This window comes from Marinobacterium sp. YM272 (genome assembly GCF_050908845.1).
Classification (GTDB): domain Bacteria; phylum Pseudomonadota; class Gammaproteobacteria; order Pseudomonadales; family Balneatricaceae; genus Marinobacterium_D.
The window spans coordinates 3,131,192-3,145,683 of the sequence record NZ_CP194171.1; the positions used below are offsets into that span (position 1 = coordinate 3,131,192).

Genomic DNA, 14,492 nt, shown 5'->3' on the forward strand with positions numbered 1-14,492 from the left:
CATGCAATTCACCCAATGGCTCTATCAGCACTATCCCGAGAAGGGCCCTATGGCATGGCTGGCGTTTCTGCTTGAAGCGCTGGCCGGCGCCATCATGCTGGCCCTGGTACTGCTTACCTGCTTTGACGTTGCAGGGCGTTACTTCTTCGGTAACGCCTTGGACGGCTCCACCGAAATGACCGAGATTGCGCTCGCCATCATCGTCTTTGCAGAGATTCCCGTTATTACCTGGCGCGGTACGCATGTGGTGATTGACCTGCTGGACGGCGTTTTCGGACGCTGGGTCAAAGTACTGGAAACCCTCTCTGCGCTGCTGATCAGCGCGATGCTCTACGTACTTGGCGACACCGTAATGACACAGGCGGAGCGCTCGCTGCGTCGCGAAGTCACCACCGAGTATCTGCACGTACCGGTAGGCGACATCATGCAGTACATCGGCTTTATGTGCTGGCTCAGCGCGGCGTGCACTCTGGGCTGGGGTATCTACTACATCTTCATTCGCCGTAAACAAACCGCTTAATCGTAACAGCGATAACAACAATAAGAATCCTCGCAGGAGGTCTCCCGGCCATGACTATCGCCTTAATCAGTTTCGCTATCCTACTACTGCTGATCATCGTTCTACGCATGCCACTGGCGTTTGCCATGGCGCTGGTGGGCGTGCTCGGCTTCGCCTGGCTATCCGGTCTGAATTTCGACAACCTGATGACCTTCCGCTGGAATGGATCTCTGGCCATGGCGTCATCCAGGGTTATAGCAACCGCTCAGGAATACAGCCTCTCGGTTATTCCTTTATTTATTCTTATGGGAAACCTGGTGACCCGCTCCGGTTTGTCGCATGAGCTTTACCGCGCTTCGCATGCCTTCCTGGGTCACTTCCGCGGTGGCCTGTCGATGGCCACCGTCGTCGCCTGTGGCGGCTTCTCGGCTATCTGCGGCTCCAGTCTTGCGACTGCTGCAACCATGTCCAAGGTTGCCATGCCCTCGATGCGTAAATACGGCTATGACGACAGTCTGGCCAGTGCGTCTATCGCTGCCGGCGGTACCCTCGGCATCTTGATACCTCCCAGTGTCATTCTCGTCATTTACGGACTGCTGACCGAATCGAGTATCCGGGAGCTGTTCGCCGCCGGTTTTATCCCCGGCATGCTGGGCATCCTGCTTTATCTGGCGGCGGTGCGCTACATCGTCTGGCGCAACCCCGAAAAAGGCCCGTCAGGTGAACGTACAACCTGGGGCGACCGAATAGACGCTCTCAAGCAGGTACGCGGAATTCTCGGACTATTCGCGCTGGTAATGGGTGGCATCTACCTAGGCGTATTCACGCCCACGGAAGCCGCCGGTATTGGCGCAGGCGGGGCCTTTATTATCGCCCTGTTGCGACGCTCGCTTAATTTCCGTGTCCTGTTCGAGCTACTTAACGACACAGGCCGTACGACCGCCATGCTGTTCAGCGTGGTCATAGGCGCACTGATATTCTCAAGCTTCATAACCCGTGCCGGGCTCCCGGAAGACCTACTCGCGCTGGTCACCAGTCTTGGTGTTTCGCCGATGCTGGTGATACTGGTGATTCTGCTGATATACGTCCTGCTCGGAATGGTTTTCGAGAGTCTATCGATGCTACTGCTCACGGTGCCGGTCTTCTTTCCTCTGGTACAGAGCCTGGGCTTCGATCCGATCTGGTTCGGCATTGTGGTCGTTGTCGTCACTGAAATCAGTCTGATCACACCACCTGTCGGCATGAACGTGTTCGTGTTAAGCGCCGTCATGCCAGACGTTCGAACCGGCACGATTTTCCGAGGTATCACGCCGTTCTGGTGTGCCGATATCCTGCGCCTGGGACTGATCACCGGCGTTAGTTGGATTTCCCTGGCACTGCCACACATGCTTTACGGATAAGCTGTTTCAGGTGGTCCTCAGGCCACCTTTTTTTTATTTGAGCCTTGGGAATACCACATTCAGCGCCGGGTTTTCTCAGTGCTGGCCCGCGAGTAAACTACAACATACTAATACACATAGGTTTTCCGGCACTTCATGAGCAGCTCAACTCACCTCGATACACTGATCGAACAGTTTCGTAGTCAGCGTCCAATTCGTGGGGGCTCGCTTATCATCACAATTTTTGGCGACTCGATCGTCCCTCGGGGCGGCACCGTCTGGCTGGGTAGTCTGATCAAGGTATTGGAACCCCTCGGCCTCAACCAACGTCTGGTGCGAACCTCCGTATTTCGCCTCAGCAAGGAAGAAAACTGGCTTAAGGCGGATCAAGTTGGCCGCCGTGCCTATTACAGTCTCACCATGCAGGGACAGCGCCGCTTTGATCAGGCATTCAAGCGAATTTATGTTCCTGCTGTGCAGGACTGGGACGGAAGCTGGAGCCTTGTGGTGTTATCCCAGGTTCCACCGGAGCAGCGCCAGCAGGTCAGGGAAGAACTTCACTGGATGGGCTTTGGCGCATTCGGCCCCACGCTACTGGCAGCCCCTCACTGTGACAGGCTTGAGCTGCGCAATACACTGCAGGAAATGGGGGTGCTTGACAGCTCGATCCTGTTTGAGACGCCCGAAGGCCCGCAGCTATCATCCGATGCATTGCGAGCCCAGTCACGGGAATGCTGGAACCTGGATCAGATCAATGAGGCCTATGGGAGCTTTCTGGATCGTTTTCGTCCTGTCTGGCAGGAACTCAGCAAGCAAAAACACCTCGCCCCCGAGGAGTGCTTTATTGCACGTACGCTATTAATACACGAATATCGCAAAGTACTCCTGCGTGACCCGCAACTACCTGCCGAGCTTCTCCCTGCCGACTGGGGCGGAACAGCAGCCCGTCAGCTGTGCCACAACCTCTACAATTTGGTGTGTAAAAAGTCGGAGCAATATATTGGCCAATGCATGGAAACGGCGGACGGGCCTCTGCCTCCACCGTCCCCCTCTTTCTACAAACGCTTTGGTGGGCTCAACGCGCAATAGCTTGCCCTCCCCAATACATTTAGTGCTAAAAAAAAACCGGGAGCCTATAGCTCCCGGTTTAGTCGACTTTAGATACCGCTCCTAAATCAGCCGCGATTGATACTCACCAGCTGTGGCGCGGTATATTCCAGCAGCCCCTCTTCACCGAACTCCACACCAAAGCCGGACATCTTGCAGCCACCGAACGGACAGTGCGGCAGGACTTCCGCGTGGTTGTTGATCCAGGCGGTACCGCACTCCAGGCGCATGGCGATCTCTTTGGCACGCTGGATATCGCTGCCCCAGACCGAGCCGCCGAGGCCGTTGACGTTATCGTTGGCGCGAGCGACTGCATCGTCAATGTTGCTGTAGCGGATCACCGGCAGTACAGGGCCAAACTGCTCCTCATCCACCAGCCGGGTACCGTCAGTGATGTCGGCCACAATAGTCGGCGGGTAGAAATATCCCTCGCCGGCCAGACGTTCGCCTCCGCTGAGTATCTTGGCTCCCCCGGCCCTGGCGTCGTCTACCAGTTCCATGACCAGTTCGAGCTGATTCTGGTTCTGGACCGGACCGAAGGTAACACCCGGCTCCAGGCCGGCGCCGACCTTCTGTTCCGCCGCAAGGGCGGCCAGCCGCTGGCACAGCTCGTCGTACTGGGATTCATGCACGTAGAGTCGCTTGAGTGCCGCGCAGGTCTGGCCCATGTTGAGGAACGCTGTCTGGAAAATGGCCGGAGCCACCTTATCCAGGTCGGCATCCTCGAGCACGATGCCGGCGTCGTTGCCGCCCAGTTCCAGAGTCAGGCGCTTGAGGTTGTCGGCGGCACTGCGCATGATGCTCTGCCCCGTCGGTGTGGAGCCGGTGAATACGATCTTGTTGATGCCCGTATGGGCACTCATGCCACTACCAATACCACTCTCGCCTGTCACACTGTTCACAACCCCGGCCGGCACCACTTCATTGATGATTTCGACCAGACGCAGGGTATTGAACGGCGTCAGTGAAGAGGGTTTGATCACCACGGTGTTGCGGGTACGCAACGCCGGCATCACATGCCATACCGCGATCATCAGCGGCCAGTTCCAGGGCGTGATGGAACCCACCACACCCACCGGTTTGTGGTGAAGCTCCGCGAGACGGGCCTCGCTGTCTTCCACCACCTTAACCGGGATCTCCAGCTCCGCAGCATAGCGGGTCCAGGCAACCGCACCACCTACTTCCATCTGCGCCAGCGCCAGGGGCTTGCCCTGTTCGTTGACGACGATTTCGGCCAACTCGTCGGCGTTAGCTTCAATGCCGTCAGCGATCTTATGCAGCATTGCCTTTATTTCGTCATCCGGAGTGTGCTGCCAGGTTTTGAAGGCCTCGGTTGCCGCGGTCACCGCATCATCGAGCTGAGCCTTGGAGGCAGCAGGGCAGTCGGCAAACGCCTGGCCAGTGGCCGGGTTGATTACCGCAAAGGTACCCGCTTCACCCTTAAGGGAGCGTCCATTAATCATGAGGGCTGTACTTATAGTCATGGGGCTAATCCTCTAAAACAGGAAAACGGTGAACCGTAATAGCAGTTCACCGTCCGTGGCTATTGCAGGTAATACGCCTTAGAAAGGCACTATCGCGATGACCTGCGCGTAAGTGTTCGTATCATCATTGCCCTGGGTGCTGGATGCAGAGTCCGGGGTGTAGAAGCCGATCAGCGGGCTGATGATCAGGTGATCATTCGCCACCCACTCGGCCCAGATATCAAGTTCCTGACCGTCGTTATCACCGCTACCGCCTGCGGTATCGCTGAAGTTGAAGTAGCCGGCACCCACCGTCAGCAGTTCAGTCGGGTTAGCTTTGACACCGAGGTAGTGAACATCGGAATCGGTGCCGAAAGGACCTGCGTAGTTAGCTGCCACTTCCCCCTGGAACCAGGTGCCGTAACCGCGATTAAAGCCGAAGAACAGCGGGTCATAACCTGCGTCATAGCTGGTGTAGCGGTAGTTCACGCTGGGTGACCAGGGCAAACCTGTGAAAGTCCAGCCAGCTTCGCCATACCAGGCGTTGGCATCCGCGCTGCTGTCACCCTGGGATTGATCCACATATTCGGCGGACAGGAACAGGTTCTCGACACCCGCGTTACCCTGGTAACGCAGACTGGTGGTCTTCTGGCCGTCGCGGCCTGCGTAACCCATGAAAGCCGCTTCGTTGTCATCGACATCGAGGCCCTTCAGGTGCATCAGCGCGAAGGTTCCCTTGTCGGTCACGTACTCCAGGTTGATACCGGCCATCTCGACACTGGCCTGGGCCGGGTTATCAGACTCGAACCAGAACAGATCGGAGCGCAGGCCGCTGTCGCCGCCCACACGCAGCACGGCGGTTTTGTCAAACGCCTTGCGAGCCGCCAGCCAGTAGGCACCGCCACGGTCGGCACTGAAGTTGGGGGCGATACCGTCGAGCCCTTCACCCAGGTTCAGGGCATCGCCGTTGAGAATGAAGCCGTCACCGATGGTGAGGTTCTGAGAACCTGCCGAGAGCTCGAACAGGTCGTTTCGGTAGCCGATGTAAAGATCTTCGATCTCTGTATCGCGTTCGGCACCGGTCGTAAAACCAGCCGCATCGCCATCGCCCCAGGTGCCGGATGTGAGGGCGTTGACCGCACCAAACAGCTCCCCTTCACCCAGCGCGCTTTTTCCAGACAGGCCGTATTTCACATAGCCCTCGGTCCAGGACGGGCTGGAGGCCTGACTGGGGGTCTGGGCGTAGCTTTCATCGCTGCTGAAGTAGCCGGCAACGGCTTCGATATCGAGGTTGAGCTCTTTGCCCTTCTCGCTGTAAAGGTTGTAAGCGGATGCCGGCATAGCGATGGCGGTAGCAACGGCCGTCGCCAGCAGGGCTCCGGAAGTACGATTGAAAATTCTGTTCTTCATTGACCTTATCCCTTCAAACGGACCGGCAGCGGCGGGCTGCCGTCACGCACTCGGTTATCTGCAACAGGTCGAAGAGTAGAGTGCCGCTGTAAACCAGGTTCAGCGTTTACGTAGTGCTTTGTGTGAAGATGTAACAGGGTGTAACAGTCCTAGGCCTTAGGACTGCGTTTGGCCCCGCGTCGGGATCCAGTTCTGCTGCTCGAACCATCGCTCCAGTGCTACTGCATGCTCCGGCCCCACCTGCTCGGCCAGAACCTCCGCTGCTCTGCGCCCGGGGACTGCCCGAACAGCGTCCAGCAGAGGCGCCAGCTGCAGGCCATTGAGATGCCAGACTCCCAGCGGCTGGTCCGGTGTGATGACCACCTCCGCTTCTATAATAAGGCCGTTCTCTACCACCGGCCGCAAACCGGTACTAACCTGGTCTGGCACTACCTGCGCGTGGAGCGGCTGATCGTCGGGCCAGTGTCGCCGACTCGCCCAGAATGGCTGATCGGGCCAGAGGGGGTCCTGGGCATAGAAATCCCGCCCGATACGTGCAAAACGATAAAAGAGTCCGTCGATACGCGCTTCATGGAACTGCCGCGCCAGCGCTCTGCGCTCCGGGTGGCGCAGCAGGGTATTGATCACGGCCGGTGCCTGCAGCGCAGAAGACAGCGCCTGAAAGATGCCGTTTCCGGACAGGGGGTCCACCGCCATGGCTGCATCGCCAACGCGAAGCCAGTTATCACCGGCACTGCGCTCGCAGAGGATCGGCGTGCTGATACGGCCCTGAACCTCACCGACCGGTCGGGCATCGCGGATGTAAGGCTGCGCTTGTGCCAGGCCTTCGAAGCGTTTTTGACACCAACCGGAAAGCGCCTGTTTCGGTGGCAGGTCAGTGCTGCCAACATCCAGCGTCAACTGCAGGTAACGGCGTCCATCCGCCCGCTTTGCCATCCAGGCCCAGCCATCGGCAAAGTTTTCCACCGCCGAGCAGGCATCCCCAGTCGGACCCTGCCAATACTGCAGCAGCGATAGGGTCTCGGCGCCTTTGACGCGGTGCAGCCCGGACGCAGGCGCTGCACGTCCCCGGGCTTCAACCACGAAATCCGCCATCAGCACACACTTCTCACCGTTCTCGAGAATCAACTCCACGCGATGTCCACTCGCCCCGGCCTGCCAGCTGACTACTCTCCCCTCCAGGATCTCGATACCCTGGGCGCGCATATCCTCCACCAGTCCCTGGTCGAAAGCCTGGCGGGCAACCAGGCGTTCGGTGTTGGCAGCACTCGTCTGCCCGTTCCAGGTTACCTGTCGCGGAGAGGGTGGCGCCAAGGCCGAGAGAGCTCGCTCGAATCCCGCATGCTTCATCCCTTCGACCACCCTGTCGGAGACACCCTCCACCGCATCAAACGGTCGCGAAGATGCCACCACGCACACCGGGTAGCCGAAGCGCCGCAAGCCCAACGCCACCGCCGCTCCGGCCGGTCCACCGCCGAGAATTACGACCCGCTTATCGCTCATCCGCCCCTCGTCTTTCAGGCCCCTGGTAAACCGCCTGCTCGATCAGCCAGGCGCGCGCTGCACTGAGGCGAGGTCGATCAGTCTGTATCAGGTATCTGCCCAGATGACCGCTCATGTGCGCACAGCCCAGACTGGCACCGGAATAGTCCCGGTTTTCATCAACAGGCAGAACGCAGCCGCCGAAATCGGCGAACGCGGTTTCCAGATGGGCGATTTCATCGCGACCACAACGGGCATCACCGGTCATACGGAACACGCCTGGATAGGCGGAGGGATAGACCGCATCGCCCCGGGCGGGCGCGGAGGCGCTGACCAACACACCCCGTTTCAAAGCACGATGGCAGGCGTCCCGCAAAGGCGCTCTGTCGTACCGCAAACCGAGACTCAGGTTGATCAGGTTCACCTCCTGCTCGACCAGCCAGTCGATGGCTGCGGCCACCTGGGTCGCGGTGGTCGCCAATCGTTCCATGAACACCTGCGCGGAGAATATTTCGGCCTCGGGAAGCATGTGGTGAATCACCTCCGCCACCCGGGTACCGTGACCCAGATGGTCCGGATCCGCCTCCGCCTGCCACAGGGCTGCGTCACGAATCACAAAGGCGGCATCGTACCCGGCTCGCGGCTCAGGTACACCCGAGTCGACCACACCGATACGCAATTGCTCAGGACGCACGCTCCCCCCCTGTCATTTCCGCTGGGATTTCTTTGAGTTGGCCATTTTGCAGCAGCAGCCGCAGATCCGCATTGGCCAGGGTGGATGGCCGATGACTGATCAGAATCCTGGTATGTCCGGCAAACAGGCGGTCCACCGCGGCGATCACCTGCTGTTCGGTTTCTTCATCCACCGCCGAGGTAGCCTCATCCAGTACCAGAATGGCGGGCTGCTGCAGCAGTGCCCGGGCGATGGCGATACGCTGTTTCTGTCCGCCGGAGAGTTGCTGACCACGCTCCCCAAGCGGCGTATCCAGCCCCTGGGGCAGCCGCTCGATCAACTCCTCCAGCCGCGCGTCGCAGGCCGCTTTAAGCACCTGTTCGTCGCTGGCGCCGGGGCGGGCGTAACGCAGGTTGTCGGCCAGCGAGCCACGAAACAGGGTGATTTCCTGAGACACCACCGCTATGCAGCGTCGCAGGTCGCCCAGTTTCAGCTGGCTGATATCGACGCCATCCAGCAGGATACGCCCCGCCTGGGGGTCGTAATGCCGCTGCAACAGGTCAATCAGCGTCGACTTGCCGACACCGGAGGCCCCGGCCAGCGCTATTTTCCTGCCCGCCGGCAACGAGACGTTGATATCGTCCAGCACAGGCGCCCTGCCCTCGTAGGCAAAGCTCAGCTGCTCCAGTGTAAGCGCGCCATTCAATGGCGCCGGCAGGCTCGCAGCTTCCAGCGGGGACTCGATCTCCACCGGCGCCAGACGCAGTTCACTGACCCGGTTAAGGCTCACACTCATACGCTGGATTGCCACATACAGGCCAAGCAGGCTGTTTACGGGGCCGGTGGCCATGCCCAAGTAAGTGGAAAAGGCGATCAGGGAACCCAGTTGCCACTGTCCCTGAATCACCCACCATCCGCCGATGAGGAAGGCGGCGGCACGGGTCAGCGAGGTCAGGGTTCCGGGGATGGCATGAGTAAAAAACTCGGTCACCTGGAGCCTGAGCAGCTGCGTAAGGTAGTTACCGTTAAGGCCATCCAGGCGTTGCCGCTCGCGCGTCTCCTGCCCGGTGGACTGGATAAACTTGATCGCCGGCAGCGTCTCCACCAGGAAGCTGGAGATATCCGCCGAGCGCTCGCGCATCTCCCGGGTCCGCTGCTCTACCTTGCGCCGCATCCAACGCAGCCAGAGCACCTCCAACGGAAGCATCACGGCCACCAACAGGGACAACTTCCAGGACAGGGTAATTAACAGGACCAACGCACCGATCAGGCCGATAACGCTGCTAACAGCAGAGAACAGGCTGTCCACGGCGAAACGCTGGATCGCTGCCACATCGCCATCGATACGCGAAAGCAGATCGCCAACCCGGCGCTGCCCAAAAAACGCCGGCGATAGCCGCTGCAGATGTGCATAGAGATCGGTGCGCAGGGCAAACAGAATCCGCCCGGACAGGCGCGTATGCAGGTAACGGTTGACGCCGGCCAACACGGTACCCATCACGCCGACCAGCACCATGGCGATGCAAAGCTCGATCAGTACGGTGTAGTCCCCGGCCAGCAGCCCCTCGTCTATCAGCAGCTTGGTGAGCCAGGGCTGCAGCAGTACCAAAGCGGAGGCCGCCAGCGATAGCAACAGCAGACCGCCGATCGCCCCCCGCTGCGGCCTGACAAAGCTGTACAGCCAGTTGAAGCCGGCCTCCAGTTGGGAACGGTCGGGAGCATGTATGGCGCGCACCAGCCATTTGAGCATCAGGCTAACCTCCTGCCAAAAACAAAACGGGAGAGCCGCTGGCGACCCTCCCGTTGGCTGCATCCAGTCCAAGACCTGCGCTGAGCAGATCAGTCGCGGATGGTCGCTACCCGCAGATCTGCAGTGGACATATCACCGGTAAGTTTGATCGAGCCGATCTTCTCCAGTGTCTCGGCGTCATGAACCGAGATATCACTGCTGGTGCCGCCTACATAGATCGTCTCGCCATCGGCCGAGATGTTCAGCGCATAGTAGGTATGCGGCATCTGATGCACGGCGAGGGTTTCTTTCTTGCTGATGTCGTGCTTCGACAGGGTATTGAAAGCGCCATAGAGAATATTCGGGTCATGCGGATCGGAGATGAAGTTGAAGATGATGAACTCAAACGGGATCATCTCCATCCGTTCGGCCTCACCGGTCTCCAGATTTACACGGCTCATGCCCCACCACCAGTCCGCGGTCTCGAAGTTCCACTCTTCCGAATCAAACTTCGCGGTAACGTACGGCATGATGTACTCGTTACTCTGCTCTCCCTGACTGTGCATCGCGAAGGCATCGGGTGGCAACCACAACGGACCCTTTTCCCAATTCTGCAGCGGCGTCACCATGCGAATTTCACCAGTATGCGGATTGATCGCCTTGACGTCGGCCCCGCCGAGGATAACCTCCCCCTGGGCCGTGGTCGCAATCTTGGTGATACGGCGGTCTACCGGGTAGGTACGCACCGGCTTGGCACCGACTCCATCGGCGATGCTGAATACTGCCAGGCGCGGCTGTTCCACGGTGAAATGATCACGCTTGAGACCGAAGGGGTTCTGAACGGTATACAACTCAGTACCGTCCGGGCTCACAGCGACCGACTGGAAAGACTTAACTTTCAGGGTCGGCGTGGACTGGGCGGCGTGGAAGGTAATATCGCAGGTACGGATATCGAAGCCGTACACATCTTCCATACCGTTGCTGAGCACATAGGCCACCTTGCCATCCGGCGCCAGCGCAATGGAGCCTGAGCCGAAGTTGCCGGGGATCTCACAACGGCGCTCGACCTGGTTGGTTTCCATGTCAATCACCTGCAGGTGGCCCGGACGGGTTACCGTCACCAGGTACTCCTGGTCGGCGGATGCCGCCGAAGACAGACCCAGACCGGCAACAAGGGAGCCGGCCAGGGCAGCGGATTTGAATATTTCAGTCACTTTCATCATCGGGCTCCCTTACTCGCCATCCTCGAAGATACCGTCCAGCTTGCGCCAGTCTTCATCCGCCTTTGCCACGTCCTTGTTCCAGTCCGGATAGGTGTTCATGGTGTCGGGCACCTGGGCCGGCCACCAGCAGGCGTCGGCGCAGCCGTAAAGGTCAGATTCCATCGGCTGACAGAGGGATCCGAGACCTCCGAAGGGGTCGAGCTCCCAACCCGGGTCAGTAGTAGCGGTACAGCCCACTACAGTCTGCATCGCCACGACATCTTCTACTTCTTCAGGGTTCACCGCCTGGTCGATGCGGTGTGCTTTCTTGTTCAGGGATTTCAAATGTTTCATTTCAGGCACTCCTCCTGGGAGATACATGTGCTTCAAAGAACCCGGGGTTCTCGAGCATGATCCGTGAGTACACCTCCACGCCGAAGTCGACCCAATCGCGCATCAGGTCGCAGTAGTGGTAAGAGGGGTGTGTCGGATCTCCATATTTGGCGTAACTTTCGTGGTAGCAGCCACCGGAACAGAGATTTCGGATACGGCAGGTTTCGCAGCCGGTATTGCTGCGGTCGAGACGCTTTTCAACAAACTCGGCCAGGCGCGGCTTGTCGATGCCGTGGGTGACATCGCCGAACAGCTCCATATCGGAACCGGTGAAGCGATGACAGAGGTTGAGACCGCCATCCTTATCCACCGCCAGCAGACCGAGTCCTGCACCGCAGGGCACCAGTTTCTTGTTGCCCTCGTACATGTCGGTGATCAGCTGATGCATGTTGCCGTAACCGAAGTTCTCGCCGCGCACCGCGTTCTCAAGATAGCGGCGACCAAGCCGCTTCATGCCGGCAAACACCTCGACCAGCTCCTCCTCGGTCAGGTTGAACTCGGCAATATCGCCGGAGGTTACCGGACCAAAGCCGACTTCGAAGAACCCGAGCTCGCCCTGAAGGTGGTCGAAAATCCGCTCAACATCGGTAATGCCGCGGGTCAGGGTGACCCGACAGCCCACCGGGCGAGAGCGATAGCGCGACAGCAACATCTCCACCTTGCGGCGGACCACGTCATAGGTACCCTGACCGCCGACGGTGATGCGGTTCTTGTCGTGCATCGCCTTGGGACCATCCATGGAGATGGTCAGCCCGAAGCGATGGGCATCGAACCAGTCCACCAGCTCTTCGGTCAGCAACGTCGCGTTGGTGGTCAGCGTGAAATCCACGCTGGCATCCAGGCCGGCAAAACGTTCCTCGCAATAGGCGACCACGTCGCGGATCAACGGCATGTTCGAAAGCGGCTCACCGCCGAAGAAGACCACGTTGTAGGCAGGCTGATCCGGCGACTCCTTAAGCAGCATTTCCACCGCCTGGATCGCCGTGTCATAGCCCATCTTCTCCCCTTTCGACGGGGTCGTCAGGTCTTCCTTGTAACAGTAGGTGCAGCTCAGGTTGCAACCGGTGTTCACGTTGAGCACCACGGTGTTCAGCGGGAACTTGTTGACCTCCTGCGGCTGCGGATTGATCCTCACCGCGGCCCCGGCCTCCGAGATCACTTCGAGGGTACGCAGTTCGTCCAGCACCTCGCTCACTTCCTGCTGTGAATAGCGTGCGCTCAGTGCCGCCAGATGCTCCGCGGATACCTGCTCGTGCCGGTCGAACAGCGCGAGCAGCTCCCGACCGAGATCATCGAGCTCAAAGATACTGCTGCTGGGAATGTGAAACAGCATCTGCCGGGTATCCACATCGACCCGATGCAGGTTCGGTTTCACCAGCGTCATGGCGCCCATATTCACCTCGTCTTGTTCTGTTATGTGGCTACTTGTTTCTGCGTAGGTCGATCACTGATCGCCTCAGTCCAGAACCCGCTGGACGAAGTCAGGTACAGAAACCAACATGCTGCCTTCACCTTCGACCTTGTCTTCGCCGTCCTGTACATGGGCGACAACGGTCAGACGCCCCACGTTATTTGCCGACATAAAGCGTTCGGGATTGGGGCCGGCATCACCCGGGATGAAAATCCCCTGATCGGTTATCTGGCCCGCGTAGATGTGATCTTTTTCCTCTTCCGCCACTTCGTCGGCCGGTTCGATGGACCACTGGGCCGGCATGTAACCCAGTCGCAGATCGTCCTCGGTGCCCGCTTTGCCGTCGGCACCCGCGCTGTAACCCACCGCTCTGTAGATAGCACGTACCTTGTCCATTTCACTGCCGTTGCCACCGATGCGGCTGACGGCATTGGCCGGGGTCACGTCGACACGCGCCAGCTGGGTGTAGACTTTAAGCGCTGCCTCGCTGGATGCCTCGCCGACGGAGACAAGACGCGCACCTTCGTCACCCTGGGCTGTCGCCGCAACCACTATGCGGTCGGCACTGCGCTCGATAACACGATCCACCGACACGCCTTTACCCAGATCTATATCGCCATCCAGGTTTTCACCAATGATGGTCAGTTCCGCCGACTGTCCTTTACGCAGATAGCTGGGGGATACCGCAACGATCATCGGCTCACCGCTGTCGCGGAATGCCTGCAGGTCACCACCGACACGGCGCTCTTTGGCCAGGAACATACGACCGTTCATGCTGTTGCCGTCATCGGCGACAGACATCACCTGGCGCAGGTTCACGCCATCCACGGTGAGAGATCCGCGCCATTCGTAACCGGTGTAAACCGTGGCCTTGCCGCTGCCCGCAATCACTTCGCCATCGGCATAGCGGCCTTCGAGTGACAGGGAGAAGTGGTCCGTATCGTTTTTGGCTGCCGTCATCCAGGCATCGAACTCACCTTTGCCCGGCATGAAGCCGGTAACACGCCAGCGGCCCATCAGGTCTGACTTGTCGGCCTCTTTCCAGTTGCTCCACGCCTGGGTTTCGAGCGGGAACATCTTGCTCAACTGCACGGCAGTCTGGTCGTGGACGATGCGATACCACTCGCGATCACGTGCACCCGCATGCAGCTCCAACCCCGGGAACTGCGCCATGTGGAAGTCCACCAGTGTCTGCCACTCATCCTGGGTTCGGCGCTGCAGCGCGAAACGTGCCGCCGAGTGGCAGCGCGCGCAGTTCTGCATCAGATCCCCATCAAGGCCCGATTCAACGCGGTTGGTGTCCTGCTCCAGCAGGTAGCGGTAGTCGGCTGTTTCGGATGGAGCCAGCCCCTGGGTGTCGGCCAGATACTTAACCACTTCCCGCTTCTCGTCGGCGCTGATCGGGAGCCCGCGCAGTTCGATCATGCGGTTGATCGTCATCAGCCAGCCTTCCGGCGTCTTGCGTTGTGAACTGATTCGGGAGAAGGATGGCGTGTCCGCATCTCCTGACTCGGTATGACACGCAAGACACCTGTCCCGGATAATCTCGCGCCCATCGGCTGCAGCGTACTGGCTGGCAAATCCGGCCAGAGCCACCACACCCGCGCCGACAATAGCGCGTTTGGTTTTATGAATTCTCAATGCCATCACTCCCTTACTAATCAGGATGATTTTCAACTCGGTAACGACGAACAGGCCGGCTCGAACCCCAGACCGCTCCGTTATCCCTAACGTTAATCGGGTG

Annotated in this window: 12 protein-coding genes; 3 read left to right on the forward strand and 9 right to left on the reverse strand. The window is 59.3% G+C overall.

Annotation, left to right across the window (positions count from 1 at the left end; genetic code table 11):
• Nucleotide 1 precedes the first annotated feature (1 nt).
• The 3 genes from ACQUQP_RS13945 (at nt 2) to paaX (ending at nt 2,967) form a co-directional block, all read left to right on the forward strand.
• Nucleotides 2-520, forward strand: coding sequence for a TRAP transporter small permease (locus ACQUQP_RS13945; protein WP_432695640.1), 519 nt, complete (start codon nt 2-4; stop codon nt 518-520).
• A 50-nt stretch (nt 521-570) separates the two neighbouring features.
• Entirely contained in the window at nt 571-1,899 is a 1,329-nt protein-coding gene (locus tag ACQUQP_RS13950; protein ID WP_432695641.1) for a TRAP transporter large permease, read from the forward strand.
• A 135-nt stretch (nt 1,900-2,034) separates the two neighbouring features.
• Nucleotides 2,035-2,967, forward strand: coding sequence for a phenylacetic acid degradation operon negative regulatory protein PaaX (gene paaX / locus ACQUQP_RS13955; protein WP_432695642.1), 933 nt, complete (start codon nt 2,035-2,037; stop codon nt 2,965-2,967).
• Nucleotides 2,968-3,053: 86 nt separating this feature from the next.
• On the opposite strand, the gene ACQUQP_RS13960 is transcribed toward paaX, so the two are convergent.
• The 9 genes from ACQUQP_RS13960 to peaA form a co-directional block, all read right to left on the reverse strand.
• Nucleotides 3,054-4,469, reverse strand: a complete 1,416-nt coding sequence (locus ACQUQP_RS13960; protein WP_432695643.1) for an aldehyde dehydrogenase family protein — start codon at nt 4,467-4,469, stop codon at nt 3,054-3,056.
• Between the two features lie 78 nt (nt 4,470-4,547).
• On the reverse strand, nt 4,548-5,858 hold the full coding sequence (locus ACQUQP_RS13965; RefSeq protein WP_432695644.1) for a hypothetical protein: 1,311 nt from the start codon (nt 5,856-5,858) through the stop codon (nt 4,548-4,550).
• A gap of 156 nt (nt 5,859-6,014) precedes the next feature.
• Entirely contained in the window at nt 6,015-7,361 is a 1,347-nt protein-coding gene (qhpG, locus tag ACQUQP_RS13970; RefSeq protein WP_432695645.1) for a flavin-dependent monooxygenase QhpG, read from the reverse strand.
• Nucleotides 7,351-8,034, reverse strand: coding sequence for a subtilisin-like serine protease QhpE (qhpE, locus tag ACQUQP_RS13975; RefSeq protein ID WP_432695646.1), 684 nt, complete (start codon nt 8,032-8,034; stop codon nt 7,351-7,353). The genes qhpG and qhpE overlap by 11 nt, the downstream gene beginning before the upstream one ends.
• Complete coding sequence (locus ACQUQP_RS13980; protein ID WP_432695647.1) at nt 8,024-9,763, reverse strand: ABC transporter ATP-binding protein; 1,740 nt, start codon at nt 9,761-9,763, stop codon at nt 8,024-8,026. Before ACQUQP_RS13980 ends, qhpE begins: the two co-directional genes overlap by 11 nt.
• Nucleotides 9,764-9,852: 89 nt before the next feature.
• On the reverse strand, nt 9,853-10,965 hold the full coding sequence (gene peaD / locus ACQUQP_RS13985; RefSeq protein ID WP_432695648.1) for a quinohemoprotein amine dehydrogenase subunit beta: 1,113 nt from the start codon (nt 10,963-10,965) through the stop codon (nt 9,853-9,855).
• Between the two features lie 9 nt (nt 10,966-10,974).
• On the reverse strand, nt 10,975-11,298 hold the full coding sequence (qhpC, locus tag ACQUQP_RS13990) for a quinohemoprotein amine dehydrogenase subunit gamma (RefSeq protein ID WP_432695649.1): 324 nt from the start codon (nt 11,296-11,298) through the stop codon (nt 10,975-10,977).
• A 1-nt stretch (nt 11,299) separates the two neighbouring features.
• Nucleotides 11,300-12,730, reverse strand: a complete 1,431-nt coding sequence (gene peaB / locus ACQUQP_RS13995) for a quinohemoprotein amine dehydrogenase maturation protein (RefSeq protein WP_432695650.1) — start codon at nt 12,728-12,730, stop codon at nt 11,300-11,302.
• Between the two features lie 63 nt (nt 12,731-12,793).
• Nucleotides 12,794-14,395 carry a quinohemoprotein amine dehydrogenase subunit alpha gene (gene peaA / locus ACQUQP_RS14000; protein ID WP_432695651.1) on the reverse strand — a complete coding sequence of 534 codons (1,602 nt, stop codon included), beginning with the start codon at nt 14,393-14,395 and terminating at the stop codon, nt 12,794-12,796.
• Nucleotides 14,396-14,492: the final 97 nt, after the last annotated feature.